Genomic DNA, 11,732 nt, shown 5'->3' with positions numbered 1-11,732 from the left:
TATTCGTCTTATATTATAAACCACCTATATTATAATTGTATTATACAGATACACACATCAAAAAAACAAAAAACAGAGGGAAGACCCTCTGCATCTAATTCAGTATTTTAATTTTGACTCGTTTTCTTCCCCAATTATAGGCTTGTGACTTATTGGAGAAAAACACATCAATTTTTTGACCTTTCATTGCACCACCAGTATCTGCTGCAATGGCATAACCATAGCCTTCAACATATACTTTTGTTCCAAGTGGAATAAAATTAGGATCTACCGCAATTATTTTCATGTTTGGATTGGCACGTAAATTAATACCTGTAGCTGTACGTCCTGAACATCCATTACACTCTGCTGTATAAGCGGTCGATGTTACATAATATTCTTTACCACCTTCAGGTTCACCTCTAGAAACCTGGGCTGTTAATACTTTTGTTCCAACTAAAACAACCTTTTCCTTACTTTCCTTTAAGGTTTTTTCAGTTAGTAATTTTCGATTAACTTCTTTTCCGTTTTCCTTGGTTACTTCATAGGTTTTATGAACGATGCCATTTTCACCATGCTGTACTACTTTTTCTTGCCCTTTAAGTAAGGTAGAGTCCTTTTTAGTAGTTATAGCATATTGAATAGGTTCTTCCACTACATCGCTGACTTTTTTAACTCTGATCACTTTAATTACATCTTCTGGACTAACTTTATGTTTTAGATCCGGCTTTGTACGGTCTAATTCTTCAAGTTTGACTCCCTGTTGCTTTAAAAAGTCAGCGACCGTAGTCGAAGTTGACCAAACCTTTTTCTTCTCGCCACCATCATTTAGTGTTAAGGAAAAAGCCTTCGCAATATCTATTTTCATATTTTTGGTAATATCTTGATTTAGTCCTGGATTTACTTGATCATATTTTCCAATTTTAATCTTTTCATTTTCAAGTAATTCCCTTATTGTATTTTCTGTCGTCCAAACCGATCGTTCCTTACCGTCAATCGCTAGATGGACTTTTTTAGCTGGTTTCCAGACAAAAGACAATTGATCTGTTACCTTAGTATCTTTTGGTAATGACAAATAATCCTCTGAGTGTAAATGAATATCTAAATCGTCTAAAATATCTCCAATCGTATTCGAGTGTGTCCTAATAACTTTTTTCTTCCCATCCATTGTCATAGCAACAGTTTTTTTCGTAGTTTCATAGGCAGTAAACGCTAAAACCCCTGCAAAAACTATGGAACTAGAAATAACAATAGTGAGTCTTTTACTACTCATTGTCCTGGAAAACAGGCTTTTCACATGCTTTAAATTCATGAAAATGAAACGCCTCCTTCTCTCCGTGAGATTATATAGACTATCTTGTCTACTGTCAACCTAATAGACTTTTAGAAATGTATTGCCTATTATGCATAACATTTCCAAAAATGAAAAGGGAGACTTATCGACATCGTTATCCTATGAGAAAGAAAAGACTTGTAGAACTTTAAGTTTTTCAAAAAATATTAGACAAGCTCCCTTGGCATTCGACATCTTTAGATATCATATTATGCCGAATAATTTATTTGCATTTAAGGATGTTTGCTTAGCCACTTCCTCAAAAGATATTCCCTTTATTTCTGCAATCTGTTCAGCAACTAATTTTACATATGCAGGTTCATTTCTTTTACCTCTATAAGGGTGTGGAGCTAAATAGGGACAATCTGTTTCAATTAAAAGGCGATTTAAAGGAATTTCTAATGCAACTTCCTTTGGTTTTTTCGCATTTTTAAATGTAACAGGACCACCTAACGAAATATAGAAGTTCATGTTAATGCATTCTCTAGCTATTTCAGGGCTTCCACTAAAGCAATGCATAATTCCACCAACTTCTTGTGCATCCTCTTCTTTTAGAATATCTACAATATCTTGAGTTGCTTCACGATTATGAATAACAATTGGTAATTTCACCTTTTTGGCTAATCTAATTTGTTTACGAAATACTTCCTTTTGTATCTCCTTCGGTGACTTATCCCAATGATAGTCTAATCCCATTTCTCCTAACGCAACAACTTTAGGATGTTTAGTTAATTCTTCTATCCAGATAAGGTCCTCATCTGACATATCAATGGCATCAACAGGATGCCATCCAATACTGGCGTAAAGAAAATCATAGGTTTCAATAAGCTCCATTGCTCTATTAATCGTTGGTCGATCAAATCCAACAACAACCATCTTCTTTACTCCCGCATTTTGTGCATTTTGGATGACTTCTTTTAAATCCAGATCATATTGCGAATCATTAAGATGAACATGTGTATCGAATAACATTTATACTAACTCCTTATCCAATATAATTTTATTATAAAAATCCTACACAAGCTTTGCATTCATTTAACATTTACATTACATTTTTTTAAATACATTTTCCTATTAACTATTTGTGAAAAATATAACTTTTTTACCAGTTAATTTCGACAATATTTTGCCATTGTTCAACCTAAAAATAGTGTTATAACTACCCATTTATTCCTCTAATGATTAAAATAACCACTCTATAAAAGAAAATTTATATACTAATTGACCAAAATTATTTGTACCTAGCATTATAACTCTATACTGGAATAATGCAAAAAAGAAAATAACATAGAGGATCACGTCGAAAATTGTTCCACGTGAAACATCTCTATGTTATACTAGCCAATATTTTTTAGATAGTTAATCCTTTATATTATTACAATTACTTTACAATTGCACCATTTGGAAGGCTTTGATCGATACTAGCAAGAGATAATTGGCCGTCTTTTGATCCAGCCAGGATCATTCCTTGTGAAAGTTCACCTCTTAATTTTACTGGCTTTAAGTTTGTTACACAAATTACCTTTTGACCTACCAATTCTTCTGGTTTATAGTATTGTGCAATTCCAGAAACCACTTGACGTTTCTCATATCCTAAATCTAATTGTAATTTTAGCAATTTATCTGCTTTTTTAACGGGTTCTGCATGAATTACTTCTGCAACACGAAGTTCAACCTTCATAAAATCATCAATAGTAATTTCACTTTTTTCTTCCAACTTTTCAGTTTCCATTTCTTTTTTCTCACCCTTAACAGGTTCCCCTGCCATTTTTTGCTTAATGTATTCTACTTCTACATCAATTTCCAATCGTGGGAAAATTGGTTCCCCTTTCTTAACCACTTTTGTACCTGATGGGATGGAACCAAATTTATTAAGACTCTCCCAATTTTTTAATTCATCATCTTTAATACTTAATTGTTCAAATATATTCGTCGGTGTTTTGGTTAAAAATGGTTGAAGTAAAACAGCAACTATACGTAAAGACCCCGCTAAATGGACCATGACAGAAGATAGTTCTGCTTGTTTTTTCTCATCCTTAGCTAAAACCCAAGGACTTGTCTCATCAATATATTTGTTTGTTCTACTAATTAATTCCCAAACAGATGCTAAAGCAACCGAGAATTCCATTTTTTCCATTGCTTCTTCATACTTTTGGATCGTCTCCATATTAACTGTGACCAAATCTTCATCAAAGGAATTAATAGGTCCATTATACGTTGGGATTTCGCCATCAAAATATTTATTAATCATCGCTACTGTTCGATTAAGAAGATTACCTAAATCATTAGCTAAATCAAAATTAATTCTTTCAACAAAGCCTTCCGGTGTAAATACTCCATCTGAACCAAATGGCACTTCCCTTAACAAGTAATAACGCAATGCATCCAACCCATATCGATCAATCAAGGTAACTGGATCTACTACATTTCCTTTTGATTTAGACATCTTTCCGTCTTTCATTAATAACCATCCATGTGCAAATACCTTCTTTGGTAATGGTAAGTCTAAAGCCATTAACATGATTGGCCAATAAATTGTGTGGAAACGGACAATTTCTTTACCAACTAAGTGCACATCTGCTGGCCAATACTTTTGGTACTTTGTATCATCGCTTGTTCCATACCCTAATGCCGTAATATAGTTTGAAAGTGCATCAATCCAAACATAGATAACATGTTTTGGATTACCTGGAACCTTAACACCCCAATCAAATGTAGTACGTGAAACAGCTAAATCCTCAAGACCTGGTTTAATAAAATTATTAATCATTTCATTTTTTCTTGATTCAGGCTGGATAAATTCAGGATTCTCTTCATAAAACTTTAAAAGGCGATCAACATATTTACTCATTTTAAAGAAATAGGATTCTTCTTTTACCTTTTCAACAGGTCTACCACAGTCTGGGCAATTTCCATTGACTAATTGGCGTTCTGTAAAAAATGATTCACATGGTGTACAATACCATCCTTCATATTGATCTAAATAAATATCACCCTGCTCCACCAATCGCTGAAATATTTTTTCTACTACCTCTTTATGTCGATTCTGAGTTGTACGAATAAAATCATCATAAGATATATCCAATTTATTCCATAGATCTTGGATTCCTGCGACAATATTATCTACATAGGCTTGTGGTGTTATCCCTTCTTCTTCAGCCTTACGTTGTATTTTTTGGCCATGTTCATCTGTTCCTGTTAAGTACATTACATCATAACCACGAAGTCGTTTATACCGCGCCATTGCATCCCCAGCTACAGTTGTATACGCGTGTCCGATATGTAAATTCCCACTTGGATAATAAATCGGTGTCGTAATATAAAATGTTTTATCCTTCTCCATTACCTGTCCCACCTTATAAAATATTTTCTAATACATATTCATGACTCAATAGTAAGTTTAGCACCTTTGGCATTCTAAATGTCTTAATTGAAATGGAAATAAAAAGAAATTGTAAAAATTATTACGCTAGTCTTGCTATATACTAATAAAAACTAGTTCAAGGAAAGTGCCTAAAAAAAATACTCTCACCCAATGGACGAGAGTTATTAATGCCAATTTGGGCAAACAATATACATTTCCTTACCTAAAGACATCATAGCCTCTTATATCATCAAAATATACATAAATTTTTGCTTTTCTGCAACTTTCCTACTTATATAAGCGAATTTTAAAATGAAAGGGCATAGTAAAAAGGTAGGAAATTTGTCGAAAATTATTTTTGGCTTTTTATGATTTGTAAAAAAATAGATTTTTATTCGTCGGGGAATAAATGGTAATTTTTTCTTCAATGAAGAAAAACCCTTATATATCAAGTGGTTTCAGTGTTTTTTAGAATGAAAATAGAGTGAAAATAATTATTGACGAATATGGGAATCGTTGGTATGATAGATTCAGTTAATGAAAAATATGTCGAAAAATGACGATAAAGATAAATTTACAATAGGAGGAGAAACAAAAAATGAAATCTACTGGTATTGTTCGTAAGGTTGATGAACTAGGTCGTGTAGTTATTCCTATCGAACTTAGACGTACACTTGGTATTGCTGAAAAAGACGCATTAGAAATATATGTAGATGATGAAAAAATCATTTTAAAAAAATATAAGCCTAGCATGACTTGTCATATTACTGGGGACGTTTCTGATGATAATGTTCAATTAGCAGGCGGAAAATTAGTTCTTAGCCGTGAAGGTGCAGACCAATTAATTAAGGAAATCCAAGCTGCTTTCCATAAGGAGTAGTTAATAGTTTCTTTATCTTAAAAGGCATCTCCTATTTATATTAGAGATGCCTTTTCTTTGTTTTATTTTATTCCTTTATTTACTCTTGATGAAATGTTTGATAAACTTCTCTTTTTGGTAAATTTCTCTCTTTTGCAACTTGTTTAATTGCTTCCTTTGAAGTTAATTTTTTCTGGTCCATATAGTGGTTTACATGGTCAATCACGCTTATATCTGTCCACCAAGTTTCCTGTTCATTCTCCATATTTTCATGATTTCCCTCTACAACTATACAAAATTCCCCACGAACTTCATTAGCTTCAAACCACTTGATGATTTCATCTATAGTGCCTCTTAAAAACTCTTCAAACTTCTTTGTTAACTCTCGACAAAGCACAATATTTCTATTTCCAAGTACTTCACTCATTGCTTTTAATGTTTCCTTCAATCGGTGAGGAGCTTCATATAATATAAACGTTTCAGTTTTATTATTTAAATTTTCCAATTCAGCTCTTCTTTCCTTTTTATTCCTTGACAAAAATCCATAAAAATAAAACGGTTGTGGATTAATTCCAGATGCAATTAATGCAGTTAAGGCAGCATTAGCTCCAGGTAAGGGAACAACTGTAATGTTTTCTTCTAATACTTGAACAACTAATTCATAGCCCGGGTCCGATATTGATGGCATACCAGCATCACTGACTAATGCTACTTTTTCTCCTAAAAGCAATTTAGAAATAAGATTCTTTGCACTGATTTCCTTATTATGTTCATGATAACTTGTAATAGGTGTTTGAATATCAAAATAATTGCAGAGCTTTTTCGTGTTTCGAGTATCTTCGGCAGCAATAATATGAGCTTCCTTCAATATACGGACCGCACGATATGTCATATCTTCTAAATTCCCTATCGGCGTGGGTACAAGATACAGAATTCCTTTACTGTTATCATTAACAAAGCTTTTTTGTACTTGCATCTTTATCCCTCCTTTTTGTCATATTCAATAGCATTTCCAAATAACATCTCTTCGACTTCTTCACTATACTGATTTTCTGCTTTGTAAATATATAATGGTGGTAATACCTTTAAATCCTTACTGCCATCCTTAATTCCCTCTACCAGTATTGTATTTGCCTCTTTTCCATACCTTGGATATACAAATCGCAGACGTTTCGGCTCTATACGATATTTTCTCATTAGCATTAAGATATCTAATAGTCTTCCCGGTCTATGTACTAATGCTGCCTTTCCACCCTGACGCAATAATTTGCTACTAACCTGAATAGCATCCTCAAGCGTACATAATATTTCATGTCTTGCAATAGCCAGATGCTCATTTATATTTTTTTCGCTTTTTGGTGGTGTAACAAAATAAGGTGGATTACATATAACAACATCAAATTTACCTTTTCCTAGCCTTTCAGGCATTTCTTTAATATCTCCATGAATCATGTTGATTTGATTCTCTAAGTGATTATAAGAAATACTCCGTAATGCCATATCATAAAGCCTTTCCTGAATCTCAACCCCTATAATATTAGCTTTTGTACGGTTACTTATTAATAATGGAATCACACCATTCCCAGAGCATAGATCGATTACTCTTCCCTTCTGGATGGGAAGATAAGCAAATCTCGCTAGCAAAACTGCGTCTAAAGAAAAAGAAAAGACCGACGGACTTTGAATAATTCGCAATTCCTCAGCAAGCAAATAGTCCAATCGCTCATCATTTCTTAACTCAACCATTACTCTACCTCCATATTAAGAAAAGAATTCCAGCTTGATAGCACCTTTCTAACAGAGTGCATAATCACGAATATCTCACTTAAAAAGCCTTCCCTTATTTAAGGAAGGCCACTCTTTTTTTCTCTCTATTCCTATTGTACAATTATACCTACTTCTATTTCATTGTTCTTATTTTTTATTTAAAAACGAGAGGCAAAATAAACAATCTTCATCTTTTCGAGGGCTTCCAAAATGAACATTACAAATGTGAAATCCCTCTTGATATAATCTTGCTAAGTTATCATAACCTTCGCCTATATCAAAATCTTTATGATTAGAATCAGCTTGATCTTCTTTTCTACTATTTTTTTGTATCGCCACATCCTGGATTATGGCATATTCTCCATTATCCAACCGACGACGCAAATATTCATTTTCTATTTTTAATGAATTATTTTCTTCAATCATCTCGGCTAAGTTTTTTTTCAACTCACCTAACTGCTGGTATAAGTTTCCAATTTGGATTTCCATATTACTGACTGAATCGAAGAACTCTTTTTTATCCATTAACTCCACCTCTACTCCGTGGCTTGGATCGATATGGCATCTTCACTTAATAATTCATCCATCGTAAACTCTAGGACACGTTCTTCTAATTGTACTTGTAAAACACGTTCAAGAATATTGAGTCCAATGACCTTGCCCAATCCTAAAGGTGTTCCTACTGTTTCACCCACATCAGGCAAAAATTCCTTAGCGGATTCATATTCATCATTTTCGTATTTAAGACAGCACATGAGTCTACCACATAGTCCGGAAATTTTTGTTGGATTTAAAGAAAGGTTTTGATCCTTTGCCATTTTAATAGATACTGGTTCAAAATCGCCAAGGAACGTAGAACAACATAGCATTCTGCCACATGGACCAATACCACCAAGCATCTTTGCCTCATCCCTAACACCAATCTGCCGCAACTCAATTCTCGTACGAAAAATAGCGGCTAAATCTTTTACAAGGTCACGAAAATCTACACGACCATCTGCGGTAAAATAAAAAATTACTTTATTACGATCAAATGTATATTCTACATCCACTAGCTTCATATCGAGCTGGTGTTCAATAATTTTGTCACAACAAACCTGATAAGCTTCCATTGCAGCTTCTTTATTTTCATCCACGATCAAATGGTCCTTTTGATCCGCAATTCGAATGACCTTTTTTAATGGAAGAACTACATCATGCTCCTCTACTGTCTTTTGGTCCATAACCACCTTACCAAACTCAACGCCTCTGACTGTTTCCACAATAACGGAGTCATCTTTCTGAATTGAGAGACCATCCGGATCAAAATAATAAACCTTACCGGCCTTTTTAAATCTTACACCTACTACATTAAACAAAGGTAGATCCCCCCTGCAAATTTAAGACAAGCTGTTCCATCAATAAATGAGGATTCATATTTCCTTGTAACTTTCTTTTTGCCTCTAAAATAGCTGACATCTTTTCAGCTATTTTTGTCGGTGAATTTTGAAGCATATCTACCTCAAATTGCCTCCGTTGATCTGGATAGATTAATTGTTTGTCTCTTCCTAACTGTAATGTAAGAAGATCTTTATAAATAAATAACAAAAGATCAAGCCCTCGATCTATTTGATTTTTTTCCTTAAAATGATTATACCAGTCCTCTTGTAATTCAACCATGGCAAATAATGAGCCTTTACCGAGGACTTCATATAATTTTAACACTATTTTTCGAGCTTGTGCAAACCACTCATCACGATCAAGCTGAATTGCTTCATTTAGATCATTTGTGAGGTTGGCTAATAAAGGAGCGGTAGAAGGAGAAATACCTTCTTCAATTAGTTTTTTTTCTAAGTGATTCATTGAAAATGGTTGAAAGGAGACGATCTGGCATCTCGAAAGAATGGTTGGCAAAATTTGTTGCACTTGCTCAGTAATTAATATAGCTGTTGTTTCTGAGTTTGGTTCTTCCAGGAACTTCAACAAGCTGTTTGCCGCATTAGTTGTCATCTTATCTGCATGCACTAGAGTATAAAGCTTTTGTTTAGACTCAACTCCTGATTTGCTAAATTCCTGTTGTAAGTTTTTTATTTGATCTTTTTTTATTGATAATCCATCTGGTTCAAGTACGTGAACATCGGGGTGGCTTTGATGATTAATTCTTTTACAGTTGCTGCACTGTTCACATGGATTTATTCCGTCTTTTAGATTAAGACAAAATAGACTCTTAGCAAATAACACACTTACCTCTTTCTTTCCCAGTCCATGTTCTCCCTCAAATAGATAGGCATGTGCAACACGATTACGCAATATACTATTTTTTAACACTTTAGCTGCTAGTGGTTGAACTTTCTCCAGTTCATCCCAAGATAACGTCAATCTAAATCACTCTCTTACGTATATATATTTAAAATTAGTCCCTTGATTTCTCCGATCTTTCCTAAAATATCTATTTGAGTTTTATCCTTTTTAATATAATCTTCGGTTAACTCCACTAAATGTTTATCAATTTGTTCAACAATACTTAATTTTCGGCCCTCACCATATTGATTCCATGTATGAGATTGTTTTAAGTTCATACCAAAATCAACTGTTTCTTTAATAAACCTTTTTACGAGGTTTTTATACTTTGTTAAATCTTTAAACGTTCGTGAGCGAGATAAACGCTCACCTGCTTGATCAATTTCAGATATTAATTTATTTAATTGTTCTATTTGTAACTTTTCATCTTGTTTATGAATGATTTCAGTAAATTTAATATTACTGGAGTTTGAACCTTTTTGATCAGGGCGTTTATTATCCAAACCCAATCGTAAATCTTGGTTTATTTTCAACATTTATACCTCCGTTAAAATTGCTCAAATCGCTCAACTGGAAGTACAAATACGGTTGCTCCACCAACTTCTACTTCCACCGGGTATGGGATATATGAATCTGCATTCCCTCCCATTGGTGATACAGGTGCCATAAGCTGTTCACGGGATTGGCAGTTATCTTTAATAACCTGCATAGCCTTTTCAACACGTATATCTTCTGTACCTATCATAATAGTAGTATTTCCTGATTTTAAAAACCCACCAGTACTCGCTAGCTTTGTTACCCTAAAATTATGTTCAACCATGGCGTTCATTAAACGTGTACTATCCTGATCCTGCACAACAGCTAGAATTAGTTTCATAAAACTCCCCTCCCAATATATTTAATAAAATCAGTCAGTTATTACTCTTTTTGTTATTATATCATTTATTATATATGTATTTGAGTATATCCCTAAATAATCCTTTAAAAAACATAAAAGCCCTAAGGAAAAATATACCTTAAGGCTTGTTGTTTATTAAATCTTCTATTTTGGATTTCACTGCACTATATACTTTATCTAATGATTGGCCAGCATCTACTTCATATATCCGTTCAGGAAATTTATCTAATAATAGTTTAAATCCTTCTCGTACTTTTGTATGGAAATCCATCGTTTCTAAATCTAAACGATTCACTTCTCTTCCCTGATTATCAGATATTCTTTTTAAACCAACTTCAACATCTACATCAAAAAAAATCGTTAAATTTGGCATTAGATCCTGTGTAGCAAATCGATTAATAGAGTATACTTCTTCAATTCCTAGCCCTCTAGCATAGCCTTGATAAACTAAGGAACTGTCTATAAAACGATCGCATAGTACAATAGCTCCATCATTTAATGCTGGGATGACCTTTTCAACCAAGTGCTGTCGTCTTGCAGCTGCATATAAAAGTGCCTCAGTACGGTAATCCATTTCTGTATTTTCTTTATTCAATAAGATTGTTCTTATTTGTTCAGCGATATTGATTCCGCCTGGCTCCCTAGTCATTACAATTTTATATCCCTTTTGCTTTAGCGCTGTTCCTAACTTATTTAACACAGTTGTTTTTCCAGCACCTTCTGGCCCTTCTGCAGTAATAAATAATCCTTCCAAAATAATAACCTCCAACATCCAATTCAAATACTCATACTATATTCATTAGTATTTACACTCTTAATCTACATAGACTAAAATTTCCCTATTTGTTAATCGCTCAATTTCACCTTGAAACCTAGCATTTAAAGTTAATAATTTATCTAATACTTCTATCGTTTCATCTGTTATGCATTCCCCTGGTAATGTAAGTGGAATCCCCGGTGGATAAGGAATAATCATTTTTGCAGCAATTCGATTAACTGCATGTTTAAAAGGAACCCATTCATACGACCTATCTTCCATTTCACTAAACGGAATTGCCAAATGGCTGATTTTATTCTTTATATCTACCATTTTATTATCAGCATTATTCTTATTAAGTTTAGGTTTTTTAATAACCTCTTTCATTTTCTCGAATGCTTCTATGTATATAAATTCCGCTCCCTTTTTTAACAATGGTAATACCATTACCACTTGATGCGGATCAGCCATTTCAGTATATACCCCTTCCTCCTC

General features: G+C 33.6%; 13 protein-coding genes (1 of these 13 running past the window's edge). 1 reads left to right on the top strand and 12 read right to left on the bottom strand.

Annotated features, from left to right (window positions below; translation table 11 throughout):
* Positions 1 to 94: 94 nt before the first annotated feature.
* The 3 genes from NST63_RS00240 to metG all read right to left on the bottom strand — a co-directional run bounded on the left by NST63_RS00240 (position 95) and on the right by metG (position 4,655).
* Positions 95 to 1,291: a G5 and 3D domain-containing protein gene (locus tag NST63_RS00240; protein ID WP_212946533.1), complete on the bottom strand. Its 1,197-nt coding sequence runs from the start codon at positions 1,289 to 1,291 to the stop codon at positions 95 to 97.
* A gap of 225 nt (positions 1,292 to 1,516) precedes the next feature.
* Complete coding sequence (locus tag NST63_RS00235; RefSeq protein ID WP_212946535.1) at positions 1,517 to 2,284, bottom strand: TatD family hydrolase; 768 nt, start codon at positions 2,282 to 2,284, stop codon at positions 1,517 to 1,519.
* A gap of 409 nt (positions 2,285 to 2,693) precedes the next feature.
* Complete coding sequence (gene metG, locus NST63_RS00230; protein ID WP_341040967.1) at positions 2,694 to 4,655, bottom strand: methionine--tRNA ligase; 1,962 nt, start codon at positions 4,653 to 4,655, stop codon at positions 2,694 to 2,696.
* Between the two features lie 619 nt (positions 4,656 to 5,274).
* On the opposite strand from metG, the gene NST63_RS00225 reads away from it, so the two are divergent.
* Positions 5,275 to 5,556, top strand: coding sequence for an AbrB/MazE/SpoVT family DNA-binding domain-containing protein (locus NST63_RS00225; RefSeq protein WP_058006102.1), 282 nt, complete (start codon positions 5,275 to 5,277; stop codon positions 5,554 to 5,556).
* Between the two features lie 79 nt (positions 5,557 to 5,635).
* On the opposite strand, the gene rsmI is transcribed toward NST63_RS00225, so the two are convergent.
* From rsmI to NST63_RS00180, 9 genes are all read right to left on the bottom strand, one after another.
* Complete coding sequence (gene rsmI / locus NST63_RS00220; protein ID WP_212946537.1) at positions 5,636 to 6,511, bottom strand: 16S rRNA (cytidine(1402)-2'-O)-methyltransferase; 876 nt, start codon at positions 6,509 to 6,511, stop codon at positions 5,636 to 5,638.
* Positions 6,512 to 6,513: 2 nt separating this feature from the next.
* Positions 6,514 to 7,281: a tRNA1(Val) (adenine(37)-N6)-methyltransferase gene (locus NST63_RS00215; protein WP_341040964.1), complete on the bottom strand. Its 768-nt coding sequence runs from the start codon at positions 7,279 to 7,281 to the stop codon at positions 6,514 to 6,516.
* 168 nt (positions 7,282 to 7,449) lie between these two features.
* Positions 7,450 to 7,827, bottom strand: a complete 378-nt coding sequence (gene yabA / locus NST63_RS00210; RefSeq protein WP_058006105.1) for a DNA replication initiation control protein YabA — start codon at positions 7,825 to 7,827, stop codon at positions 7,450 to 7,452.
* Between the two features lie 11 nt (positions 7,828 to 7,838).
* On the bottom strand, positions 7,839 to 8,660 hold the full coding sequence (locus NST63_RS00205) for a PSP1 domain-containing protein (protein WP_212946539.1): 822 nt from the start codon (positions 8,658 to 8,660) through the stop codon (positions 7,839 to 7,841).
* Complete coding sequence (holB, locus tag NST63_RS00200) at positions 8,653 to 9,660, bottom strand: DNA polymerase III subunit delta' (RefSeq protein ID WP_212946540.1); 1,008 nt, start codon at positions 9,658 to 9,660, stop codon at positions 8,653 to 8,655. Before holB ends, NST63_RS00205 begins: the two co-directional genes overlap by 8 nt.
* A 14-nt stretch (positions 9,661 to 9,674) precedes the next feature.
* The gene (locus tag NST63_RS00195; RefSeq protein WP_058006118.1) at positions 9,675 to 10,115 is read right to left on the bottom strand and encodes a YaaR family protein; all 441 of its coding nucleotides are present in this window, start codon (positions 10,113 to 10,115) and stop codon (positions 9,675 to 9,677) included.
* A gap of 14 nt (positions 10,116 to 10,129) precedes the next feature.
* Entirely contained in the window at positions 10,130 to 10,459 is a 330-nt protein-coding gene (locus tag NST63_RS00190; protein ID WP_058006108.1) for a cyclic-di-AMP receptor, read from the bottom strand.
* 139 nt (positions 10,460 to 10,598) lie between these two features.
* The gene (gene tmk / locus NST63_RS00185; protein ID WP_078111245.1) at positions 10,599 to 11,234 is read right to left on the bottom strand and encodes a dTMP kinase; all 636 of its coding nucleotides are present in this window, start codon (positions 11,232 to 11,234) and stop codon (positions 10,599 to 10,601) included.
* 60 nt (positions 11,235 to 11,294) lie between these two features.
* A protein-coding gene (locus NST63_RS00180) for an aminotransferase class I/II-fold pyridoxal phosphate-dependent enzyme (RefSeq protein WP_341040950.1) crosses the window boundary here: on the bottom strand, positions 11,295 to 11,732 show its final stretch. 996 nt of this gene lie beyond the right edge of the window; 438 of the gene's 1,434 nt are visible here — the last part of the coding sequence; its start codon lies beyond the right edge, outside the window — the gene reads right to left on this strand; its stop codon occupies positions 11,295 to 11,297.

It is taken from the genome of Heyndrickxia sp. FSL W8-0496 (assembly GCF_038007825.1).
GTDB lineage: Bacteria > Bacillota > Bacilli > Bacillales > Bacillaceae_C > Heyndrickxia > Heyndrickxia oleronia.
The sequence above is the reverse complement of the archived record's forward strand: the minus strand, read 5'-3'. Positions and strand labels throughout refer to the sequence as shown.

Coding starts and splice junctions, on each gene's coding strand:
- NST63_RS00240 (WP_212946533.1), bottom strand. CDS start 1,291: ATGAATTTAAAGCATGTGAAAAGCCTGTTTTCCAGGACAATGAGTAGT.
- NST63_RS00235 (WP_212946535.1), bottom strand. CDS start 2,284: ATGTTATTCGATACACATGTTCATCTTAATGATTCGCAATATGATCTG.
- metG (WP_341040967.1), bottom strand. CDS start 4,655: ATGGAGAAGGATAAAACATTTTATATTACGACACCGATTTATTATCCA.
- NST63_RS00225 (WP_058006102.1), top strand. CDS start 5,275: ATGAAATCTACTGGTATTGTTCGTAAGGTTGATGAACTAGGTCGTGTA.
- rsmI (WP_212946537.1), bottom strand. CDS start 6,511: ATGCAAGTACAAAAAAGCTTTGTTAATGATAACAGTAAAGGAATTCTG.
- NST63_RS00215 (WP_341040964.1), bottom strand. CDS start 7,281: ATGGTTGAGTTAAGAAATGATGAGCGATTGGACTATTTGCTTGCTGAG.
- yabA (WP_058006105.1), bottom strand. CDS start 7,827: ATGGATAAAAAAGAGTTCTTCGATTCAGTCAGTAATATGGAAATCCAA.
- NST63_RS00190 (WP_058006108.1), bottom strand. CDS start 10,459: ATGAAACTAATTCTAGCTGTTGTGCAGGATCAGGATAGTACACGTTTA.